This window comes from Vibrio sp. NH-UV-68 (assembly GCF_042940635.1).
GTDB lineage: Bacteria > Pseudomonadota > Gammaproteobacteria > Enterobacterales > Vibrionaceae > Vibrio > Vibrio pacinii.
Genome location: NZ_CP134975.1, coordinates 1929754 through 1948925 on the forward strand (window position 1 = coordinate 1929754; position 19172 = coordinate 1948925).

14 protein-coding genes are annotated in these 19172 nt (G+C 44.3%); 8 read left to right on the forward strand and 6 right to left on the reverse strand.

What is annotated here, in order from left to right:
- Nucleotides 1–6: 6 nt before the first annotated feature.
- The 4 genes from ViNHUV68_RS08795 to ViNHUV68_RS08810 form a co-directional block, all read right to left on the reverse strand.
- Nucleotides 7–684, reverse strand: coding sequence for an ABC transporter permease (locus ViNHUV68_RS08795; RefSeq protein WP_038172683.1), 678 nt, complete (start codon nucleotides 682–684; stop codon nucleotides 7–9).
- Nucleotides 685–688: 4 nt separating this feature from the next.
- The gene (locus ViNHUV68_RS08800; RefSeq protein WP_391087461.1) at nucleotides 689–1429 is read right to left on the reverse strand and encodes an ABC transporter permease subunit; all 741 of its coding nucleotides are present in this window, start codon (nucleotides 1427–1429) and stop codon (nucleotides 689–691) included.
- An 86-nt stretch (nucleotides 1430–1515) separates the two neighbouring features.
- Nucleotides 1516–2286: an ABC transporter substrate-binding protein gene (locus ViNHUV68_RS08805; protein ID WP_038172687.1), complete on the reverse strand. Its 771-nt coding sequence runs from the start codon at nucleotides 2284–2286 to the stop codon at nucleotides 1516–1518.
- 66 nt (nucleotides 2287–2352) lie between these two features.
- Complete coding sequence (locus ViNHUV68_RS08810; protein WP_038172688.1) at nucleotides 2353–3123, reverse strand: ABC transporter ATP-binding protein; 771 nt, start codon at nucleotides 3121–3123, stop codon at nucleotides 2353–2355.
- A 693-nt stretch (nucleotides 3124–3816) separates the two neighbouring features.
- Between ViNHUV68_RS08810 and ViNHUV68_RS08815 the strand changes: the two genes are divergently transcribed.
- The 3 genes from ViNHUV68_RS08815 to ViNHUV68_RS08825 all read left to right on the forward strand — a co-directional run bounded on the left by ViNHUV68_RS08815 (nucleotide 3817) and on the right by ViNHUV68_RS08825 (nucleotide 9142).
- Complete coding sequence (locus ViNHUV68_RS08815; RefSeq protein ID WP_038172690.1) at nucleotides 3817–5364, forward strand: DUF3360 family protein; 1548 nt, start codon at nucleotides 3817–3819, stop codon at nucleotides 5362–5364.
- Nucleotides 5365–5678: 314 nt separating this feature from the next.
- The gene (pflB, locus tag ViNHUV68_RS08820) at nucleotides 5679–7955 is read left to right on the forward strand and encodes a formate C-acetyltransferase (RefSeq protein WP_391087466.1); all 2277 of its coding nucleotides are present in this window, start codon (nucleotides 5679–5681) and stop codon (nucleotides 7953–7955) included.
- A 179-nt stretch (nucleotides 7956–8134) separates the two neighbouring features.
- On the forward strand, nucleotides 8135–9142 hold the full coding sequence (locus ViNHUV68_RS08825) for a lipid A-modifier LpxR family protein (protein ID WP_391087469.1): 1008 nt from the start codon (nucleotides 8135–8137) through the stop codon (nucleotides 9140–9142).
- 6 nt (nucleotides 9143–9148) lie between these two features.
- On the opposite strand, the gene ViNHUV68_RS08830 is transcribed toward ViNHUV68_RS08825, so the two are convergent.
- Entirely contained in the window at nucleotides 9149–11029 is a 1881-nt protein-coding gene (locus tag ViNHUV68_RS08830; RefSeq protein WP_038172696.1) for a methyl-accepting chemotaxis protein, read from the reverse strand.
- 225 nt (nucleotides 11030–11254) lie between these two features.
- Here ViNHUV68_RS08830 and pflA point away from each other — a divergent pair, with 225 nt between their 5' ends.
- The 3 genes from pflA (at nucleotide 11255) to ViNHUV68_RS08845 (ending at nucleotide 13352) form a co-directional block, all read left to right on the forward strand.
- The gene (gene pflA, locus ViNHUV68_RS08835) at nucleotides 11255–11995 is read left to right on the forward strand and encodes a pyruvate formate lyase 1-activating protein (RefSeq protein WP_038172698.1); all 741 of its coding nucleotides are present in this window, start codon (nucleotides 11255–11257) and stop codon (nucleotides 11993–11995) included.
- Between the two features lie 65 nt (nucleotides 11996–12060).
- Nucleotides 12061–12729, forward strand: coding sequence for an energy-coupling factor ABC transporter permease (locus ViNHUV68_RS08840; protein WP_391087473.1), 669 nt, complete (start codon nucleotides 12061–12063; stop codon nucleotides 12727–12729).
- A 122-nt stretch (nucleotides 12730–12851) separates the two neighbouring features.
- Complete coding sequence (locus tag ViNHUV68_RS08845) at nucleotides 12852–13352, forward strand: YfbU family protein (protein WP_038172702.1); 501 nt, start codon at nucleotides 12852–12854, stop codon at nucleotides 13350–13352.
- Between the two features lie 99 nt (nucleotides 13353–13451).
- Here ViNHUV68_RS08845 and ViNHUV68_RS08850 read toward each other — a convergent pair whose 3' ends face one another.
- Complete coding sequence (locus ViNHUV68_RS08850; RefSeq protein ID WP_391087475.1) at nucleotides 13452–15338, reverse strand: methyl-accepting chemotaxis protein; 1887 nt, start codon at nucleotides 15336–15338, stop codon at nucleotides 13452–13454.
- A 514-nt stretch (nucleotides 15339–15852) separates the two neighbouring features.
- On the opposite strand from ViNHUV68_RS08850, the gene ViNHUV68_RS08855 reads away from it, so the two are divergent.
- Together ViNHUV68_RS08855 and ViNHUV68_RS08860 are read left to right on the forward strand one after the other, a co-directional pair.
- Nucleotides 15853–17787 (forward strand): PrkA family serine protein kinase, encoded by a 1935-nt coding sequence (locus tag ViNHUV68_RS08855; RefSeq protein ID WP_038172706.1) that lies wholly within the window; start codon nucleotides 15853–15855, stop codon nucleotides 17785–17787.
- A 108-nt stretch (nucleotides 17788–17895) separates the two neighbouring features.
- Nucleotides 17896–19167 (forward strand): DUF444 family protein, encoded by a 1272-nt coding sequence (locus tag ViNHUV68_RS08860; RefSeq protein ID WP_391087479.1) that lies wholly within the window; start codon nucleotides 17896–17898, stop codon nucleotides 19165–19167.
- Nucleotides 19168–19172: the final 5 nt, after the last annotated feature.

Sequence of the window (19172 nt, forward strand, 5' to 3'; positions counted from 1 at the left end):
GATGACTTAACTTAATGGTCTTAAATAGGCTAGGAAACGTTTTTCTGCTGCTTTAAAACACATCAGAATAATAAATGTCAGTCCCATGTAGAACAGGCCTGCCGTTAAGAAGGATTCAAACGGTGCGTAGTAGCGTGAATTGACCAGACGTGCGGCACCCGTTAGATCGGCAATGGTCACAATCCCTGCAACCGCACTACCATGCAGCATGAAAATCACTTCATTACTGTAAGCAGGTAATGCGCGACGTAACGCACTTGGCAAAATAACACGACGGTACGTCATAAACGCACTCATGCCATAAGCTTTGGCAGCTTCCACTTCACCTTTTGGTAAACCGTTGATTGCACCACGAATGATCTCTGCGGTATAAGCGGAAGTATTAAGCACAAAAGCCACTAAGGCACAGAACCAAGCATGCTCCCACAAGGTACCTTTGACCGCAATAAACTGGTCCATACCGTAATAGATCAAATAAAGCTGGACTAAAAGTGGCGTGCCGCGGAAAAAGTATATAAACGCCCAGCTAGGCCCATTAAGCAGATAGTTATCACTGTTACGGGCAACGCCCAAAGGAATCGCAACAAAAAGACCAATCACCAGTGCCAGTGACACGAGCCAAACGGTGGTCCAAAGACCCTCTAAATAGATTGGTAAACTTTCAACAATTAACGAAAAGTCCATCCTTTTACCTCGCGTGAATACTGAATTTGCGTTCGATGATCTTCAAAAAGCCAGTTGAAACACTGGTAAAGAACAGAAAAATAATCGCAACGGCCATGTAGAAGGTAAACGGCATCTTGGTTGAACCTGCTGCAAGAGAGCTCACTCGTACCATATCTTCAAGACCGATGATCGAGACAAGCGCTGTTGTCTTGAGCAAAACAAGCCAGTTGTTACCAAAACCAGGCAATGCGTGGCGAACCATTTGCGGTAACAAAATACGTCTAAACGCCATTACCGAGCTCATGCCGTATGCTTTGGCAGCTTCGAGTTCACCTTTGTCCACTGCCATAATTGCACCACGGAAGGTTTCTGCCATGTAGGCACCAAAGATAAAACCTATGGTGAGAACACCTGCAATAAATGGGCTCACGTCGATGTAATCAGGTAAATATGACGTCCATTCATGACTAGGATCGCTAGAGGCAAACCACTCATTCAGAGTTTCATTAATTGCATATAAACTATTGTTAAGCAGGATTTGTCCGCCGAAGAAAATCAGCATCATAAGAACTAAATCGGGAATACCACGAATCACTGTGGTATAGAGTGTCGCAATGGCTCTGGCCCAGCGATACGGAGCCATCTTGGCTAACGCACCAAGCATGCCTAAAATCATCGCGAGTATTAATGATAATAACGCGACTTCAATGGTGACTACGGCCCCTTTTAAAATCGAGGCTTCATATCCTTGTAGATCCAGCATAGGTAAGTTCCTGATCCCTAAACTTTATAAAATCGGTCGTTGACTACTACTCCTCGGAACAAGAGCCAACGACCGCTTAACAACGCTTACTGGCCGTAAACGTCGTATTTAAAGTATTTCGCTGCGATTTCTTGGTAAACACCTTTCTCACGCAGAGAAACGATAGCTGCATCTAGCTTTTGAGTTAGGTCTTTGTCTTGCTTACGTACAGCAATACCCATACCTTCGCCAAACCACTTCGGATCCATCAGTGCAGGGCCAACAAACTCATAACCTTCACCACCGTCTTTATTCAGTACGCCTTCTTCTAACGCAGAAGCATCACCCAAAACAGCGACAACACGACCGTTTGCAAGATCTAGGTAAGCTTCATCGAAAGAGCCGTAACGAACGATTTCTACTTTATCGCCGTAGTTATCAGTCAGGTATTTGTCGTGCGTAGTGGCACGTTGAACCGCAATTTTTTGACCGTCTAAGTTGTCAAAATCAAGGCCAGCGCCTTTTTTAGCGATGAATTTGTTAGGGATCTGAGCATACTTACCAGTGAAGTCGACTTTTTTCTTGCGCTCTTCAGTGATAGACATTGCTGCGATGATCGCATCGTACTTGCGCGCAAGAAGTGAAGGGATAATGCCATCCCAGTCTTGTGGGACGATCTTACATTCCACTTTCATTTCCTGACACAAAGCGTTCGCCATATCAACATCGAAGCCTTTCAAAGAGCCGTCGGCCTCTGTCCAGCTAAACGGAGGATATGCACCTTCAATACCAAAGCGAACTGTTTTCCATTCTTTCGCTTGAGCGACACCTGATGCAGCTGTTGCCGCCAAAGTTGCTGCTAATAACCACTTTTTCATTTCCATACTCCTGTGATTGGGATTTTTTATTTTAGCTTAGTTGTTGTGTTTGCCGCACTGCGGCGATTAATAAATCGAAGAGATAAACTGTTGCAAGCGCTCTGAATCAGGGTTAGTAAATAGTTTCGCAGGATCACCTTGCTCTTCTACTAATCCTTGATGCAAAAACATTACATGGTTTGAGACGTCACGAGCAAACGCCATTTCATGGGTAACCACAAGCATGGTGCGTCCTTCTTCTGCTAGATCGCGCATAACGCCTAACACCTCACCCACGAGTTCGGGGTCAAGGGCAGAGGTTGGTTCATCAAATAACATCACTTCAGGGTCGACAGCGAGTGCGCGAGCGATAGCAGCACGCTGCTGTTGCCCGCCAGAAAGGTGGCCTGGGTAGTAGTCTTTACGCTCATACAAGCCGACTTTTTTCAGCAATACTTCGGCGTTTTCTATAGCTTGGGCTTTCGGCACACCAAGAACGTGTACTGGTGCTTCGATGACGTTTTCTAGCACCGTCATGTGCGACCAAAGATTAAAACCTTGGAATACCATCGCCAAACGAGAACGGATGCGTTGTACTTGCTTTTCATTGGCAGGAACGGCTTCGCCTTGGCGATTGTTTTTCATTTGAATCAATTCACCATCGACCCAAATTTCTCCAGCGGTTGGCGTTTCGAGTAGATTAATACATCTTAGAAAAGTGCTTTTACCAGAACCGGATGAACCGATAATGGAAATTACGTCCCCTTTGTGGGCTTCTAATGAGATGCCCTTTAAAACTTCATTTTGTCCAAATGTTTTATGCAGTTCTTTTATGTCCAGCGCTGGTACATCTTTCATGCGCTATTACTCCCTGTCTTTATTATGCCCAATCACTCGCATATACCGATTGGTTTCTGTTGGGTTCCACCCACATTGCGATACAAATTAGCACTCCACCGCCCAACATGCAACAAATTATTAACCTATAAATCAGCAATATATAGCCAATTAATATGAGTAATAATGCATTAAACAGTCAAAAAAGCTCTATATCTCGCATAAAACCTTTTTAACAGCAAATTATCCCCCCAACCTCTGTATTAACATTTTTATAAAAACAAGATCTCACTCAATCAAGGTAGTCACTACCTAACAATTACCGAGGTAACACATTGAATATCGCTAATTAAATAAACAATTTGAAAATTTGTTTCACCGGATATCGCCTTGTTTAACCTGTAAATAGATTGTTGTGTAGTTTTCTTTCACAACCTTTCATAAAGTGATCTAAATCAATCACTCCTTAGGGTTAGCACGTTAAACTCGGCCAAGAGATAAAAGCCTCAATAGCCTCTCTTTTTGTCTTTCAATCCTCTATGCTCTAGCACATGGACATTGCGCTACAAAAGGGTAAGGTAAGGCTAATCAAGGCAGACCAGAGTCAACTGCAGGAAGCGATACTAGGACCAGGTTTTTACTGAATGACCGACACACAATAACAATCGGGTCGTTCTTTGATGAATTATTAACATTTTTGAATATGAGGAATCTATGTCAGACGCAGTAAAACAACCGCACTCTGATTCGGATATCGAAAACAAGAGCTATCAAGAGCTTCACCGCCCAGCTTCTGAGTTTGCAAACCGTTCAGACTATCTAGACCACGAACTACAAATCATGAAGCCACGTCGCTTCGGATTGAACCTACCAGGTCGTGATTTCCGTTTTGAGCTTGAAGATCTCGTGCCAGCACTGGCGGGTACCATTGGTATTATCGCCATGTACTCGGCGGTCATGATGTCTTGGGCTGATGGTCTCACTGCAGCATGGGACCACGTTAACTTAGGCAAAGAATTCGCTATCGAGGTCGCACGAGTAGAAATGCTAATCCCAGCATTGCTATTCTGTATCCTTGCTTCAGGATTTATTAACCCGCGAGCAAACCTTGCTGGTAACCACGGTCCAATGATTCCGCTTATCGGCTCTATCGCACTTGCAGGCGCCCACCCTTTAGCTCTAGCCATTTTGCTCGGTGTGTTTGGTTTGTTGTTAAGCTACTTCAAAGGCGGTTCCAAACTCGTTAATCTTACGTCTCAAGGTACCGCTGGCGGCTTATTGATCTTCTTAGGTTTTACTGGGACGATGAGCCAGATTGGTTCAATTCAAGATTGGGCAGTAGGCTTGCAGTCAACCGAAGTTGCCGCCGGTAGTATGGGTTATGTTGGCCTCGTGGTATTGGGCATCAACATCGCCGTATATGCTTACTTAGCCAAAGTGAATAAGCGTTGGCTGGCGATTCCTGTCTGTGCGATCACGGGTCTTATTCTTGCGCTTGGCCTAGGTGCTGGTTTTGACCTCACCTTTGAAACCGAAATGGGGCTTCCAAACCTTAACCCTGTTTATTGGTGGGGTAGCACAGAGCAAGGCTGGATGCTTGGTCTTCCAAATCTGCAGCACTTTATTGCCTCTTTACCATTTGCTATTCTGGCAGTTGCAATGTGGTCTCCAGACTTCCTTGGTCACCGTATTTTCCAAGAGCTGAACTACCCACGTAAGACTGAAAAAGTTCTGATGGATGTCGATGACACCATGACCATGTGTTCTATTCGTCAAATGGTCGGTACTGCTGTAGGTGGTGGTAACATCACTTCTTCTTGGGGGACCTACATGATCCCTGCAGCGATCGCGAAACGACCTATTCCTGCGGGCGCGATTTTGCTTGGTTCACTGTGTATCATCGTGGCTATTTTGGGCTTCCCAATGGATGTCGCGGTGTGGCCTCCTGTAATGCGTGTCGCTCTTCTGGTCGGTGTCTTCTTACCGCTGCTTGAAGCTGGTATGCAGATGGTTAAAGAAACAAGAGATTCACAGGCAGCTGGTATTTGTATCTTTGCATCCGTTGTAGCTAACCCTGTACTTGCATGGGCACTTACTATGTTCCTAGACAACAATGGCTTAATTGGTGACAAAGAACGCGCTTCCCGCTTATCTTTCGCAGATAAAATCATTATTCCAGTCGGTGTATTTGTTATCTGTTTAGTAGCAATGCTTGCGGTGGGTATGCTTGAAGGTCAATACGGCATTCCAGCCTTCCTATAAGTGACTCAAAAAGTTGAGGATCGCTTTGGTCCTCAACTTTTTTTTAGTATCAAGGGATTTATTTCAAAAAATTTTAGCAAAAAGTGCATTTATTGATTTAGTTTAAGGTTTATAAAAATTTTTTAGTTTACTCTGTTATCTAAGCTAATAAATACAGTCACAATATTTATAGTTTGTTCTCACTATCGATAACCGAAATTAAAGACTATACATATTGTTATTCATAAGAGTGTACCGCCTCAATTTTCGAGGGTCTAACTAACTCAACGGTTTGATTAGGTACGTGTTTTTTCTACTAAAAAGGTAGGTATGTCATGGCAGAGCAATTTGCTAAAGCTTGGGAAGGTTTTGCTGAAGGTGATTGGCAAAACGAAGTAAACGTTCGTGATTTCATTCAAAAGAACTATACGCCATATGAAGGCGATGAATCTTTCCTAGTTTCTGAAGGCACTGAAGCAACTAACGTGCTTTGGGCTAAGGTAATGGAAGGTATCAAACAGGAAAACGCGACTAAAGCACCTGTAGATTTTGATACTGATGTTATCTCTACCATCACTGCTCACGATGCAGGCTACATTGAGAAAGATCTAGAAACCATCGTAGGTCTTCAAACTGAGAAACCACTTAAGCGCGCTATCATCCCTAATGGTGGTATCCGTATGGTTGAAGGTTCATGTAAAGCATACAACCGTGAACTCGATCCAAGCATCTCTAAAATCTACACTGAATATCGTAAAACTCATAACGCTGGCGTATTCGATATCTACACGCCTGATATCTTGAAATGTCGTAAATCTGGTGTTCTGACTGGTCTTCCTGATGCGTATGGCCGTGGCCGTATTATCGGTGACTACCGTCGTGTTGCACTGTACGGTATTGATTACCTAATGAAGGACAAGCTGGCTCAGTTCACTTCTCTTCAAGAACGTTTCGAAAATGGTGAAGACCTAACGGCAACGATGCAACTTCGCGAAGAAATCGCAGAGCAACATCGTGCACTTGGTCAAATCAAACAAATGGCCGCTAAATACGGTTTTGACATCTCTGAGCCTGCTCAAACTGCTCAAGAAGCGATCCAATGGACTTACTTCGGCTACCTTGCTGCTGTTAAGTCACAAAATGGTGCCGCTATGTCTCTAGGTCGTACTTCTACGTTCCTAGATATCTTCATCGAACGTGATATCGCTGCTGGCAAGATCACCGAAGTTGAAGCTCAAGAAATGATTGACCATTTTGTCATGAAGCTACGTATGGTTCGTTTCCTACGTACTCCTGAATATGACGAGCTTTTCTCTGGCGACCCAATTTGGGCAACTGAGTCAATGGGTGGTATGGGTGTTGACGGTCGTACATTAGTATCACGTACTAACTTCCGTTTCCTAAACAGCCTATACACCATGGGACCTTCTCCAGAGCCAAACATTACCGTGCTTTGGTCTGAACAGCTTCCTGAAGGCTTTAAGAAGTTCTGTGCGAAAGTGTCTATCGATACTTCTTCTATCCAGTACGAAAATGACGACCTAATGCGTCCTGATCTACAATCTGATGACTACGCAATCGCATGTTGTGTATCTCCAATGATTGTCGGTAAGCAAATGCAGTTCTTTGGCGCTCGTGCGAACCTTGCTAAGACAATGCTTTACGCAATCAACGGTGGTGTTGATGAGAAGCTTAAGATGCAAGTTGGCCCAGTTGGCGACAAGGTCACTGACGAGGTTCTAAACTACGAAGACGTAATGGCTCGTCTAGATACATTCATGGATTGGCTAGCTAAGCAATACGTTACTGCATTGAACAGCATCCACTACATGCACGACAAGTACAGCTACGAAGCGTCTCTGATGGCTCTGCACGATCGTGATGTTCGTCGTACTATGGCTTGTGGTATTGCTGGTCTTTCTGTTGCTGCTGACTCACTGTCTGCAATCAAATATGCAACGGTTAAACCTGTTCGTGATGAAGACGGTATTGCAACTGATTTCGTTATCGAAGGCGATTACCCTAAATTTGGTAACAATGACGCTCGTGTAGATGATATCGCATGTGAACTTGTTTCTACTTTCATGGGTAAAATCCGTAAGCTTAAGATGTACCGTGACGCTATCCCTACTCAGTCTATCCTGACTATCACTTCGAACGTGGTATACGGCAAGAAAACGGGTAACACTCCAGATGGTCGTCGTGCTGGTGCTCCTTTCGCTCCTGGTGCAAACCCAATGCACGGTCGTGATGAGAAAGGCGCGGTAGCGTCACTAACTTCAGTGGCTAAACTACCGTTCGCTGATGCACAAGATGGTATTTCTTACACCTTCTCTATCGTACCTAATGCTTTAGGTAAAGATGAAGGCTCACAACGTGCTAACCTTGCAGGTCTAATGGATGGTTACTTCCACCACGAAGCTGGCATCGAAGGTGGTCAACACCTTAACGTTAACGTTCTTAACCGTGACACTCTAGAAGACGCTGTTAAGCACCCTGAGAAATACCCTCAGTTAACAATCCGTGTTTCAGGTTACGCTGTTCGCTTCAACTCTCTAACTGCAGAGCAACAAGCTGACGTAATCGCACGTACATTTACTGAGTCTCTATAATCTCGGTTTAAATGATTGACAAAGCCCCGCTCAAAGCGGGGCTTTATTATTTTTACCTAACAACCGACCTAATTTAGTCGACTTACTGCACAAATCCCCTTCACTGCTAGATAACTCGCTACCATCTAATTCAATTAATCTTGTATTATCAACTATCTAATTGAGTTAAGCGTAGTATTATGAAGTCGAACCACATCTATATTTTGCCGCTATTACTTGCCTCCGCTGCAAGTGTTGCGTCTGACAAATCCACCGTTTCTTTTTCTATCGATAACGATGGCATATTTGGCGTCGATCAAGATTACACCAATGGATTATTTTTAAGCTACGCGACTGGATCTATCACTCCATATCGATTATTTGAACCGCTCAGTCTCTCTTTCTGGGGGGCTGCATCGTTGGATAAATTTGAATTTGTTCTTGGCCACAAGATGTACACACCATCCGATATCGAAGCAACGGCGCCACTGGCTAACGACCGACCATATGCTGGGTTCCTGCATACTGAATTCAACTATATCAGCCTCAATCCACAGCAAGCACAGCGGTTTAATCTGACGCTAGGCACGACAGGCGAAAGCTCCTTAGCAGACCAAGCTCAAGATATCGTACATGGAATTACTGGTTCAGATGAACCACAAGGCTGGGCATACCAAATTGACGATAAGTTCGTCGCCAGCATCGGCTACTTAAGCCACTTCAATTTGTGGCGTCAGCGCTCAATTGCCAATACCGATTGGGAAATATCCAATGTTTCTGAGCTTAACGCTGGTAATTTCCGCAGTGATGTTTCAACTGGACTCATGTTCCGTTGGGGGGCTGATTTAGGTGGCAGCATGGGCGCTGCAAATATTGATAATGAAAACCCTTTTAGAGCCAGCATGTTAGCAGGCTCCCAAGGCGGGTGGTTTGTCTTTACCGGGATTGAGGCACGTTATCGCTTTAATGATATCACCATCGAAGGTGAACGTTCAGGTGTCAATAAGTACGCCATCAGCCAGAGCGAAGACCCAAATATTTACAATGTGAACTTAGACAAGACTCAAGCGAGTGCCGTTGCGGGTTTTGCTTGGTATAACCAAAGTTTTGGCGCAACACTTTCTGCGACAGCCAAAACACCTGATTACAAAGAAGCGCAAGAATCAATATACGGAACTGGCGCCTTGGCTCTTTATGCTTTCTTCTAAACCAGCCTAGATGGTGAACTTCTGACAGTCTTGGTTGAGGCTGTCAGACCGCTGCTCTACCACCCCACTGACATTTCGTAACTGTTCGTTATTTTCTTCAAGTTCTTTCATTGCCGACGAGATCTGTGTCATGTTGTCTGCCATCGATTGACTGGTCGTGGCGAGCTCTTTAATCGAGGTAAAAATAACTTCCGTTTGATGAGACGCTTCATCGGCTTTTTCTGTGATGAGTTTTAGCGCATCCATGGCTTGTTGACCGCGTTCACGTCCTGTCTTCATCGAAGACTCTGATTGACCGATATACTGAATCACTTCGGCGCTCTCTTTTTTCATCGTATCGATGGTCCCAGAGATTTCCGATACCGCATCGACCGTTCTCACCGCCAAACTACGCACTTCATCGGCAACCACGGCAAAGCCGCGTCCTTGCTCACCTGCACGCGCCGCTTCTATCGCCGCATTCAACGCAAGTAAGTTAGTTTGTTCTGCAATGCCATTGATGATATCCATCACCGAATCGACTTTAGATGAGGCTTCTTCTAACTGATTGATGTGGCCAGCCGCTGAGGTCATAATAGATCCAACCTCTTCTAAAGAGCTAATAGCGGAACCAATCACTTTCGCCCCCTCTTCTGCCGCATGAGTCGACGAACGACTGATCTCTGCAACAAATTCAAGCGAATTGGATACCTCTTGCGTAGTCACGCTGACTTCTTCTGTCGCAGAAGCTAACAGTTGAGTTTGCCCCAACACTTCCGATTGGTTATGAGCGAGTCTATCTAGGCCTTGATTGAGCTCTGCCGCATTACTCGACAAAGCTAAACTGCTATTTTGCACACCAGAGACCAACTCGCCGAGATTTTCACATCCTTGATTAATGCTCGTAGCCAACTGGTTGAACTCATCATTGGGATTTTGGCTCTGAACCATACGTTGAGAAAGATCGCCAGTAGACAAACTGTACAAAATCTCTTTGGTGCGATTTAACGAGCGAGATAAAGACGCGCTCTGTAACGCTGAAATAGTAATAGTAAACACGGCCAAAATTACGCAGGCAACCAGAATTGACCACAAGGTTTGCTGAGAGGTATTTTCCGCCACATTTTGATAGCGAGCACTGATCCCGCCAAGATCCGAAGTAATCGAACCAATCAATTGCGTCATATTAACTTTGGTAGAGTTCACTTGTTGTTCGATAGCGTTTAACTGCTTTGATAACTCACTGACACCAACAAAGGTTTGTTTATACTGTTCAATCTCTTGTTCATAAAGATCAAGCATCGCGTAGACGTTTGACATACTTTCAAACGCCCCCATAGCTCGATTAAACAGTTTTAAGTTCTCTTCTGTTGGCTGCAACAAGTAGTTCTGCTGAGCCTTAACCATGGCTTGGAAGTCTGAATTGAGTGTCACCATGCCTGTTTCAGCGATTTTTTGTTCAATCGTCGCGGCCAATTGCTTCATTTGGCCAAGCTTACCTTCGTCAATATTAAAACCGAGCTCTTGCTTCATCGATAGCCAAGGTGATACCGCATCTTTGAAGTCAAGCACACTTTGCGTAAGTTGCTCAGCTTGAGAGACTAACCCTACTTGGCTCAGAAACTGTGAGTCTTTACCAATCGATACGACGATGTCATCAATACGGGCTAGTGTCGCTGGAACCTTAGCTCCAGTCATGCTATCTAGTTCGCCCCCCAAGGCCAAGATATGGCTTTGCGTTTGGTATATAGACAAAGAGCCTGCGGCTATCTCAGCACTACTGTGGTAGTGACTTTTCATTTGAGACAATCGATCAGAGGTAAAAAAGGCGAGTGAAGCAAATCCTATCGTAAGTACAAGCAAAAACAGAGTCACCTTCTGTTTTTGCGAAAGCGCAAGCATATCCATATTAAAAGTCCTTTAGCAACAATCAGATGTTTAACACCTTGCCAGACGGCGAACGTCATTCGCTATAATTATTTATATTGTTTGTACATTTTTATAACATAATTTTAGCAAATAAACTCACTTTTCCCCAATTGCTGTTTTCTTTGTGACGAAACCGAGAAAACCTATTTTATCCCTACCTTTTGTAATAAAATAACGGACAAATAACTAAGACGAGATGAGCACATGTCAACAACTGGTCGAATTCATTCTTTTGAATCATGCGGAACGGTAGACGGACCTGGAATTCGCTTTATTGTGTTTATGCAAGGCTGTCTAATGCGTTGTATGTATTGCCACAATCGAGATACTTGGGATACTCATAGCGGCAAAGAAGTGACCGTTGAAGAGATCATTCGCGAGGCTAAGTCTTATCGCCACTTTATGAAAGCCTCTGGTGGCGGCATCACCTGCTCCGGCGGTGAAGCGATGTTACAACCTGAGTTTGTGCGTGATTTTTTCCGTGCAGCACAAGCCGAAGGTATCCACACTTGTCTTGATACCAATGGCTATATTCGTAAACACACTGACGTTGTTGATGAAGTACTCGCTGCAACCGATCTTGTGATGCTAGATCTCAAACATATGAACGATGAGATACACCATGACTTCATCGGCGTATCGAACAAGCGAACACTGGATTTTGCCCGTTATCTACATAAGATAGGCCAAAAAACCTGGATCCGTTACGTCGTTGTGCCTGGGTATACCGATGATGATCAAGCCGTGCACATGTTGGGTGATTTTATCAAGGATATGGACAACATTGAGAAGGTTGAGCTTTTACCATACCACAAGCTTGGCGCGCATAAATGGGAAGCGCTCGGTGTCGAATATCCACTAGAGGGTGTCAATCCACCATCAAAAGAGTCGATGGACCATATCGTGTCAATACTCGATCAATATCACTCTAATGTAAAATACTGATACCAAAAGGTAACAAAGTCGTAAAAAATACCAACGTCGAGTTGGTATTTTTTTTTGAGGTCTGTGTGAGTCTTAATGGTTTATTTTGCTTAATCGTGGTGTTGCTTGCGGTTGTACTTTCTTGGCGCGACCTCACTCAAGTTCTACTGACTAAGCTGAAAACAGAACGCACTTTTCAGCACATTACCTTCGCCACCATCTTGATATTTTCGGTGCTGTGGTCAGCTGAGGCTGGCGTTAAAGAAAACCTCTCGATACATTTTCTCGGCTTAACGGCACTTACCTTGATGTACGGATGGCGCAGTGCGTTTGCTTTGTCCATTGCCATTGTGCTGTTGATGACCCTATTTGGTTCATTAGCATGGACTGCTCTTCCCCAATTTTTGGTTTTTTCAGCGCTGCTCCCCATTGCTATAAGTTACGCCATTTTTCTGCTTAGTTACCACTACTTACCACGAAACATCTTTGTGTTTATTTTTGTCGCGGGTTTTCTTAATGGATCGCTGACGGGTACCTTACATCTACTGATCAATTCAGGCTATTACCTTCTGGCCACCGATCTTGATTGGCCAACCATTTTTGACAATTATCTACTGTTCACGCCTCTACTTGCGTTTCCCGAGGGGCTGCTCAATGGCATGGCGATAGCAATGCTGACCGTGTTCAAACCCGAACTACTTCGTGTCTTTTCTGATCGCGATTACATCTATAATCACTATCATAAAGACGACTGAAAAAACGTGCTATCTTGGTGTGCTTTTCATATTAAATAGGTGTTGAGATCATGTTTCAATGCGCAAAGAAACGATAACCTAAGCACATTAAAAATGTATTAGATTGTATTAGTGAGGCCACTATGGAAATGACTAACGCTCAACGTCTGATTTTATCTAATCAGTATTACTTAATGTCACAAATGGACCCAGAAAACGCGGCAAAATACCAGCGTTTACAGACCATTGTTGAACGTGGCTATGAACTACAAATGAGCGAATTCAATAAAGACTTTGGCTGTTTAATTGAAGCTGAATGTCGTGAAGTAATCGACATCATGGAAATGTATCATGCGATGCAAGAATCCACCAAAATGCTCGCTGAGCAAGAGCAAAAAGAAGTAGACCAACGTCGTCTGTCTTTCCTCGGTTTTGATATCGCCTCTGAGGCTCAACTTGTCAATTATGTCCGCTTCCTGATCGATTCAGAAGGCCTATATCCACAATTTAGCAAAGGCGATCATCACTTTAACGCACAAATGCCAATGTTAGACAAATACCGACGTATGCTGTCAACATGGCGCAACTGCCCAAGACAGTACCATTTGTGTGCTAATGAGCTAAAGCAAATCTTTAACGCTTAATAATCTAGAGCGATAACAGAACGGGGCCATTTTGGCCCCGTTGTTTATATAGCCTTCAATATTAATATATCACTCTCAATATTAACCGAGGCGTTAGCATCAAGAGAGCTTAAACGTCGCCACTTTGGCGCTTAATGCCTCCGCTTGACTCTTGACTTGTTGAGCCCCTTCAGAACTTTCATTGGCACCGACGACCAATTGGTCGGCAACATCTTTAATCGACGTAATGTTCTGGGTAATTTCGCTCGTCACATGAGTTTGCTCTTCTGCCGCAGTTGCAATTTGCGTTGCCATATCACTAATCAAAGTCACCGCCGAACTAATTTCAGCCAATGCACTGGCTGCGCGATCCGCATCAGTCACCGAATGATTCGCCAGTTCTGCACTATTACTCATAATAGAAACCGCACGTGCCGTAGTATCTTGCAGTACTGCAATGGTTTTGTTGATCTCTTCAGTCGATGAGTGTGTTCGTTGCGATAGCACTCGCACTTCATCCGCCACAACCGCAAAGCCTCGACCTTGCTCACCTGCACGCGCCGCTTCAATGGCAGCGTTAAGCGCCAGTAAATTGGTTTGCTCAGCAATCCCTTGAATCGTTGATAGTACGCTCGAAATCTCTTGGCCATGTCGCTCAAGCTCACCGACAACGTCGCTCGCACTTTGAAGCTCACTGGCTAATTTGTTTATCGACCCTTTCGTTTGCTCAACCAATGTGCGGCCGTTATCAGTACTTGACGTTGAGTCATGCGCCGCTTGCGCGGTACGCTCGGCATGAGAAGCGATCTCTTGGGTCGCACTGGCAAGCTCAGTAACGGCCGTTGCGACCATGGTAATTTCTTGTTGCTGATGATTGATTTCATCCACGGCACCTTGTGCGCGACTGGTACTCAACTCAGACTGCTGGTTGAGCTGATAAGATTGCTCACGCACATGGCCTATCAGTTGCTGTAAACTATCAACAAAAGTATTGAAGTTATGGGCAAGTTTTCCCACTTCATCGTTCGACTCAACCTCGATACGTTGGGTTAAGTCACCACTACCATTCGCGATCTGCTCAAGTGCCGAAGAAACGTTATTTAACGGACGGAATAAGATGTTACAAAGCAGATTGAACAACAAAATACAGATGATCACGACGACACCCGTAACCAATAGCTGGCCCCAAACCGCGCTAAATATCGGCGAAACCAACGATTGATAATCAACAACCACAACCGTTATTAAGCCTGTATCACCAATGTTTTCAGCATAAACAACAGATTCATGTCCTAACACATCAACATAGATATCTTCGCCACTTGAAGCCGCTTGCTTAATTGTCGAAACCGTTAAACCCAACTCACTTATAGGCTGATTCAGCAGCTTGGTATTCTGGTGAACATAGATATTGCCTTGTTGGTTGGCGATAAACATGTAGCCATCGCCTGGTAAAATAACTTTTTCGATTCCACCAACAATGTCAGTAATTTCAACATCGGCCCCTAGCACAACTTGCTGTCCGTGTAGGTTGAGCGCTTTGCCTAAAGAAACCACATTGGCGCCTGTCGCAGCCGCAACCGTTGGATTGTCCATAAAGACTTTACTTGGCTGCTTGACGGCATTGGTGTACCAGCCCCACTTTCTTGGGTCATCATTACCTGGCGGTAATACAACACCATTGGCGTTATCTTGACTGCCATCTGGATAGGCAAGAAACACATTGTCAAAGCCTGCAGAATTTTTGACTTGCTGCAAGTGAGTAACAATGGCCTCTTTTTTTGATTCTTGTGAAAGGGAAGTCAAAGAACGTTCTTTAGATACGATCCAGTCTGATACATACTGGTTATAGGATGAAGTGGTACTTTGCAAGCGTTGTTGCACCTCCACATCCAAACGTTCTAGCGCCGCCCGAAAAGACAGCCCTTCAACCAACAGTCCCCCGACGACTATGGCAAGACTCGCAGAAATAGCGAGCTTATTTTTTAGCGATAGTTTTTTTAACATACTCAGTTCACTTGTTTTATTTATGTGATCAATCATTAATCGACGATATTATATTTCGTGGTTAAAAATAAATCATGATCTAGCTCGAAAGTTGGCGATTCAGTGTTTGAATATAGAAGTTAAATGCATTTTTGGGCAACTACTTATTACTCACAAAGTTTCACATTAACCACACTTCTTCTGTCTCCAACTGAATCTAATTGGCGCGTTGTCACGTAGAAAGTCGAATAAGGCAGTAAGTTTGAATGGCCAATTGTCGATAGAAGCAGTGACTAATCCAGAATTAGCATCACCTAATTGACCATGGTTGTAAGCACAACAATTGATCAGCTAAATAGGTGACGACCAAGAAGAAAAATTGTCGTTATCGTACAACTCGCTCTCAATCACAAATTGCAATTAAACACATATTTTTTAAGCAGAATTCTAAAAACCAACTAGGATTAAATGAGAAAGGATTTGCTTTTCTATGCGGGTTTATTGTCAGTTCGACAAGTTCAGAGGGGAATTCATTATGAGTATTTTCGACCATTTCCAAGCGCGCTACGAAGCCTCCAAGGACGAGGAATTATCGCTGCAAGATTTTCTAGCTCTTTGTAAAGACAATAAGAGTGCCTACGCTAACGCAGCAGAACGATTGCTGATGGCGATCGGAGAGCCAGAGCTCATTGATACAGCTCAAGACCCACACTTGAGCCGTATTTTCTCCAACCGAGTCATCTCACGTTACCAAACGTTTAAAGATTTCTATGGTATGGAAGAAGCGATTGAGCAAATCGTGTCTTATCTAAAGCATGCAGCCCAAGGCCTAGAAGAGCGCAAACAAATTCTTTATTTACTCGGCCCTGTCGGCGGTGGTAAATCGTCACTCGCAGAAAAACTCAAAGCGTTAATGCAGCAAGTTCCGATTTACGTCTTGTCAGCCAACGGCGAACGCAGCCCAGTTAATGACCATCCATTTTGCCTATTTGACGTCAGCGAAGACGGTGACTTACTTAAAAAAGAGTACGGCATCGATAAACGCTATTTACGTTCCATTATGTCACCGTGGGCGGCAAAACGATTACACGAGTTTGGTGGCGACATTTCAAAATTTAAAGTGGTCAAAGTAAAACCGTCAATACTTGATCAACTCGCGATAGCCAAAACCGAACCCGGTGATGAAAATAACCAAGATATCTCATCGTTGGTCGGTAAAGTTGACATCCGACAGCTTGAGCATTTTTCACAAAATGATCCTGATGCGTACAGCTATTCAGGCGCTTTATGTCGAGCCAACCAAGGCTTGATGGAATTTGTCGAGATGTTCAAAGCGCCAATTAAAGTTCTACACCCACTATTAACAGCGACTCAAGAAGGCAACTATAACGGTACTGAAGGTCTGTCAGCGCTGCCATTTGACGGCATGATTCTCGCCCACTCGAATGAATCGGAATGGCAAACGTTCCGCAATAACAAAAACAATGAAGCCTTCCTCGATCGGGTGTATATCGTCAAAGTTCCTTACTGTCTTCGCGTCTCCGAAGAGGTTAAAATTTATCAAAAACTGCTCGACCATTCCGAGCTGTCAAAAGCACCATGTTCACCAAGTACACTTGAGCTACTATCGCAGTTCAGTATTCTGTCGCGCCTAAAAGATCCTGAAAACTCGTCCATTTTCTCGAAAATGCGCGTTTATGATGGTGAAACATTGAAAGACACCGACCCGAAAGCAAAAAGCTACCAAGAGTACCGTGACTTTGCGGGTGTAGACGAAGGGATGTCTGGGCTTTCAACCCGCTTCGCCTTTAAGATTTTGTCGCGCGTATTCAACTTCGACCAAACCGAAGTTGCCGCAAACCCTGTACACCTATTCTATGTCATTGAACAACAGATCGAACGCGAGCAGTTCCCACAGGAAACCGCAGAACGATACCTTGAGTTCTTAAAAGGTTACCTAGTACCTCGCTATGTCGAGTTTATTGGTAAAGAGATTCAGACCGCTTACTTAGAGTCCTACTCAGAATATGGCCAAAACATCTTTGACCGATATGTGACATACGCTGATTTCTGGATTCAGGACCAAGAGTACCGCGACCCTGAAACAGGTCAACTATTCGACCGGTCAGCATTGAACAATGAGTTAGAAAAAATCGAGAAAACCGCCGGCATCAGTAACCCGAAAGACTTCCGTAACGAAATTGTTAACTTCGTTCTCCGCGCACGAGCGAATAACAATGGTACCAATCCACTTTGGACCAGTTACGAGAAACTGCGCACTGTGATTGAGAAGAAAATGTTCTCCAATACAGAAGAGTTACTTCCTGTCATCTCGTTTAACGCTAAAACATCTTCTGAAGATCAGAAAAAACACGATGACTTTGTCGCACGTATGATGGAAAAAGGCTACACAGAGAAGCAAGTTCGCCTGCTGTCTGAGTGGTATCTTCGCGTACGTAAATCGTCGTAATAGCAATGTTTTAGCCCATGCCCATCCACCTAACAAAACATAGGTGGATGGGAAGAAGTAATTATGGCTGCCTTTAGATTAAGGCGTGTGCGAGATAAGGGGTGACTCATGGCGCAATTTATTGACCGACGACTGAACGGCAAAAATAAGAGTGCTGTAAACCGCCAGCGCTTTTTACGCCGCCACAAAGAGAAGATCAAAGAATCTGTGGCAGACGCAGTAAATCGACGTTCAATCACAAATACAGAGACAGGGGAAGATGTCTCAATTCCTCACAAAGACATTAATGAGCCCGTCTTTCATCAAGGTAAAGGCGGCCTGAAAGAACGTGTCCACCCAGGTAATGACCAATTTAGCACTGGCGACAAAATCGAACGTCCCAAGGGCGGTGGTCAAGGTGGAGGCTCAGGTGAAGGTGAAGCGAGCCAAGATGGTGAAGGCCAAGATGAATTTGTGTTCCAAATATCTAAAGATGAGTACCTCGATATTTTGTTCGAAGACCTAGAGCTACCCAATTTAGAAAAGAATCAAGTCAACAAAATTACTGAATGGAAAACTCATCGCGCTGGTTATCAAACTGCGGGGGTTCCCGCCAATATTGCGATCGTGAAATCACTGCAGCAATCACTGGCCCGACGTACCGCAATGACAGCGGGCAAAAAACGTATGTTACACGAGCTAGAGCAAGAGTTGGATCGCGTTAAGATGTCTGAGCCGGCTCAGCTTCTTGAAGAGCAACGGATACAAGAGGAGATAAAGGTACTGCGGCATAAAATTCAGACTGTACCTTTCATCGATACCTTCGATCTGCGCTTTAAGAATTATCAGCGCCGCCCTATCCCATCCAGCCAAGCCGTGATGTTCTGCCTGATGGATGTGTCTGGGTCAATGGATCAAGCCACCAAAGACATTGCCAAACGTTTTTACGTGTTGTTGTATTTGTTCCTGACTCGAACTTATGAAAACGTTGATGTGGTGTTTATCCGCCACCATACCCAAGCCAAAGAGGTCGATGAACACGAGTTCTTCTATTCGCAAGAAACTGGTGGCACCATCGTATCCAGTGCACTGAAATTAATGAACGAAATCATTGCCAAGCGTTACCCAACCGGTGAATGGAACATATACGCTGCGCAAGCTTCCGATGGAGATAACTGGGCCGATGATTCGCCTCGTTGTCGCGAGCTTCTGACCAAACATCTACTGCCAAACTGCCAATACTACTCATACATAGAAATCACTCGCCGTTCGCATCAAACCTTATGGCACGAGTACGAGAAACTCGAAGGGGATTTCCCAAACTTCGCGATGAAAAACATCCGCGCGGTTGAGGATATTTTCCCTGTCTTTAGAGAGCTTTTCAAAAAAGAGCACGCTTAGGGAGG